At 40.4% G+C, this 4,240-nt stretch carries 4 protein-coding genes and 1 pseudogene; 4 read left to right on the forward strand and 1 reads right to left on the reverse strand.

The genetic code is table 11. The features are described 5' to 3' along the window. Both EAE91_RS23025 and EAE91_RS23030 read left to right on the forward strand, forming a co-directional pair. Positions 1–239: transposase (locus EAE91_RS23025; protein WP_214088231.1), on the forward strand; the 239-nt coding region annotated here is incomplete at its 5' end. Between the two features lie 15 nt (positions 240–254). Beyond that, positions 255–434 (forward strand): annotated as a pseudogene (locus EAE91_RS23030) (hypothetical protein); the annotation flags it as partial. A 44-nt stretch (positions 435–478) separates the two neighbouring features. Here the strand turns inward: EAE91_RS23030 and EAE91_RS23035 are convergent. Beyond that, the gene (locus EAE91_RS23035) at positions 479–1,351 is read right to left on the reverse strand and encodes a hypothetical protein (protein WP_214090483.1); all 873 of its coding nucleotides are present in this window, start codon (positions 1,349–1,351) and stop codon (positions 479–481) included. 629 nt (positions 1,352–1,980) lie between these two features. Between EAE91_RS23035 and EAE91_RS23040 the strand changes: the two genes are divergently transcribed. Both EAE91_RS23040 and EAE91_RS23045 read left to right on the forward strand, forming a co-directional pair. Then, on the forward strand, positions 1,981–3,078 hold the full coding sequence (locus EAE91_RS23040) for an ISAs1-like element ISPlu18 family transposase (protein ID WP_214090485.1): 1,098 nt from the start codon (positions 1,981–1,983) through the stop codon (positions 3,076–3,078). A 372-nt stretch (positions 3,079–3,450) separates the two neighbouring features. Then, a complete protein-coding gene (locus EAE91_RS23045) occupies positions 3,451–4,062 on the forward strand; it encodes a hypothetical protein (protein WP_214090484.1) in 612 nt (203 codons plus the stop codon). Positions 4,063–4,240: the final 178 nt, after the last annotated feature.

Consider the following 4,240-nt stretch of genomic DNA (forward strand, 5'->3'; position numbering starts at 1 on the left):
ATAACATGAAGGCAAAAGAATTATCTCTCTGGGATAAGCTGATGTTAAGAAGGAGATTTTTGATAGAAACGGTCGTGGATCAGCTTAAAAATATTTCTCAGATAGAGCATTCAAGACACCGCAGTCAGCTCGGTTTTTTATTGGAAATCGTCGCTGGCCTAATTGCTTATACATTCCAACCTAAAAAACCGAGCTTGAATTTACGGGATTGTGATATCGCTATTTTTAAACGAAGCTGAGGTTATATAGGGACAACAGATCGCACGATTAAGGCGATGGAAGGAGAAGATAATATGATTAAGGCCAGACTTGAGCAAACTCAGGCGATAAAAGAAGAAAATGTGGATTGTAGTTATCTCCCTCGTCCGGCGATTTGTGAGGTTGGGTCGACCAGCAAAGATCCGTTGACAGGTAAGGAGTTACCAAAATATTAAAAAAGGGGCCGAAATGGCCCTTTTCTTTTATCCCAAATTTTACATCACCATTTGCCAACCAGTGTTTTTTCCGGGAACCCTTTATTCCCCGTTTCACCTGAGAACAAATAGTAATCTTTCCCATTAATAGATACGCTCGGCATGCGAGGAGAGGTTTTCGGATTGTCAGGACGTAAAATGAAGCCATTAAATCCTTTAGAACTTTCGTCCATCGTTGTTGGGATCAGCGTATAACGGATGAGGGAATAATTACCTTTAGGCAAATTGAGTTGAGACAGCTCCTGTCCAGTAGCCGGACGAATCGTTTGGTAATCAAATACTCGGTTACCAAAAGCGGTATCTTTTGATGGTGTTGTAGCTAATACACAACTGTCGAATTTCGCCATTATGGAAGTGCTGATCTGGCATTCATCAATCGCTTTCAGTTGTTTATCCAGCACAAAGCCTCGCTTAGCGCCACTATCTTTTACGAAGGTGAAGGCATATCTGGCCCCATCTTTAACCAGTTTGGGGTCATCAAATGGGAGATTCGTTGGGTTAGAAACAAAGACAACCAAGTGTTCCATTACCATGCGCTCGGCATCTTCTTTCGAGTAAAGGGAAGCAAGAGTCATAATGCTTAGCCCCTTAATGCCACCTGTCACGTAGCCCATCGTACCGTTTATCAGGTACTTTGAAATACCTGCTTCATCCGAGCTACCAGGCTTAATTTCTGTTTCTGCAAAATCCACATCAACACCCGCAAGTGAGTATGCGTTCTTGGCAACTGAGTAAGAAAGATTTTTATGCCAGTAAATACCATGGGTTTTACTGTACTGAGCTGTTTCAGGCGTTTTTCCTACATTTGTCGCGCAGCCGGTCAGCAAAAGCGCAGCAGTTGCGGATGCGAACAGAGATGAGGTATTGAAAAAGTTCATATAAATTCCTTTTACTTGGTTAGTAACTGAATTATTTCATAAACGTAAAGAAAGCTAACGCCTATTTACGCAGAAAAAATCAAAAAGTTGCTATGCGCCAAGATAAAATTTGCGCCAGTAATCGGCAAGAGGGAATTTACTAAGGGTTATAATCATTTTGTAAAACTAAAGAGGGACGTATGGGCATGCCACATCTGAACATAAAAGAATCATGCCCAATATGAATAGAAATAACATGATTATTGCAGTACCGGGGAGTGGTAAATTTTTTACGATGATTTAGGGAGTAATTAAGATCCTGCGAAATCATCTACTTTAAAAAAGATATATAGAATGCAGAGTTATAATTAATAAGGAATGGTGACGAGGAATAAATTAATAACTAGGACAGTATTTACATCTGACATTTATTGATGTATATATTAGATGCTAGATAAAAAAATTAAAAATAAAGCAGTGCCTACAAATTAAATAGACTTAAACGCAGTACTAAACAGCTCCTAGGGTGGGATCTCACACTTTTAATAAGGTTATTTTGGTTAAATAAAAATCAGAACATGACTTTTTATAGGCATTTCTCTCATTAAAACGTTAAGATCTCTCTCTTCCATAAAAAAGCGATCCTAATGATGAGTATTTTTAATTTTATCAGCAAGATAGAAGACCCCCGTTCTGATATCAATAAAAAACATGAATTAATGGATGTGATTTTTTTAGCCTTCTCCGCTGTATTATGCGGCGCTTCTGGCTGGAAATCGATTCAGGAATTTGGTGAATTACAGAGCGAGTGGCTTAAACAATACACGCATTTTACTCACGGTATTCCCCGTCGTCACTGTATTGCTAATATTATCAAAATGATAGAGCAAGATGCACTGGTTGAAGCCTTTTATGCCTGGATCAACCAGCGTCGGGTCAGGGCAGGAAAAAGTCTTATCGCCATTGATGGAAAAACCCTGAGAGGAACCTGTAAGGGGACATTATTTGAAGCCCTGCATGTGGTCAGTGCTTATGATGTTGAATCCGGTGTAGCCCTATACCATCAGGCAGCCGAAAGCAAAGGTCAGGAAGGTCCGGTTGCCAGACAATTGATTGAATTACTGGCGCTTGATGGCGCGATTGTCACTATGGATGCCCTGCATTGCCAGAAAGAAACCCTTGCATTAATTACTCAGCGCGGCGGTGATTTTATTGTCGGCCTCAAAGGCAATCAAAAGACCCTCCATGAATGGGTCAAATCGTATTTTGCTTCGCATTATGAGAGTGATGAGCTTGTTGAATTTACGCAGAAAAATAGCGGTCATGGACGGACAGAATTTCGGCATGTCATGCAAATTCGTGCCGTATTGCCGGAGGTCCTTCGGCAGCAATGGCCTTCAATACAAAGTGTTATTGAAGTAGTCAGTGAACGAAGCGTAAAAGGTCAGCCTCCCCATCGTGATTCACGCTGGTATGTCAGCTCGCTACCGTTGGAGGCGGAAATCGTGGCTAAGGCAATAAGAAGGCACTGGTCGGTGGAAAACGAGTTGCATTGGGTATTAGATGTCACTTTTCGAGAAGATGCTATCTCACTCAAAGATCCTGATGGGGCTGCACAAATGGCGCTTTTTAACCGAATTGCATTAAGTGTGATTAAACAGAATACCAGTATAAAAGACAGTCAGGCGGCTAAACGTCGAAGAGCCATTTGGTCAGGGGAATTCCGTAGTCAACTTATCTTTGATTAAATTAAATACAAAGTGGAATCCCGCCCTGAAACAGCTCCAGACCCATCAAAACGGGTTTTCAAACTTTAGCCGACAAAAGCGGCCAGCTCTGATATCAGGCTGAAGGACATCACCGTAAAAAGTAATAAAGTTTACTTTTGTCGCTGATGCGATTTCGCACATCTATAGTCCGGCTAATCCGACTTTCTCAAATCGTAACGAGTCTATAGTTCCAATTGGAGCTATAGCAAGTTGCGTACTGTCTAATGCCAGATCAGTTTAAAATCAGGCGGTTTATTTTCTACGGGAGATAAACGACAGACGAAAGTCTAGATTCAATCAATACACGACAGTGTCTGATTGTTGACTAAATTATGTGTATAGGTACTAAACATGACAACTTTAAACCCCAAAGATAACCATGCCCTCGCGTTAGCCCTGTCTCAAACTTATGCAAGCATCTATGGCGAAGCTAAGTCTGAGGAAATCTATAAAGACCTGCGAAACGCTTTCAATGATGAAAATAGTGACGCAGAATTTGCAGTAGTATTTCAGCGGGATAAAGCAATAGTGTTAAAGCTTAATGCGTTAACTCCGTTGCAAAGCATTGGCAATATGGTTTCTATAGACAGTAAATATTACCATGTGAATTGCAAGAAATTAGATGTTAAAGAAATTGATTTTAACAAAGAGGTAGAAATGCTGCGATCTTTTCCTGTTATCCGTATGGTAAAAGACAAAAAAGAGTTTAATAAAAAAGTTAGCGAACAATTTGAGTCTTTTGGTCTGAACGAATATTTAAATGCTGAAGATCTTCATTACTCATTTGCTAAAGCTAAAGAGTTAAATAATGAACGTTTGAGTGCATGGTTGGCTGATATTATCGACAAGCAACGCAAATATATTTTGCGTGAGCATTTCGTTAAGGTTTCTGAAGCACACTATGATTCACTCGACGATTTCAACAATGCAGTACGTCCTTTGATGTTAGGCTGTGTCCCTTAATATCAATTAATAGTATTATTATCTGATTGATTTCGATGCAGGAACAAAATGGTGGCACGTTACGACATTTCTGATGATGCTTGGATATTGATAGAATCTTGTTTGCCCCCTGTACGTTCAGGGCAGGCAGGACGTCCACATGTTGAACACCGCAGTGTGATGAATGGGATGTTCTGGG

The organism is Photorhabdus noenieputensis (genome assembly GCF_018448935.1).
Classification (GTDB): domain Bacteria; phylum Pseudomonadota; class Gammaproteobacteria; order Enterobacterales; family Enterobacteriaceae; genus Photorhabdus; species Photorhabdus noenieputensis.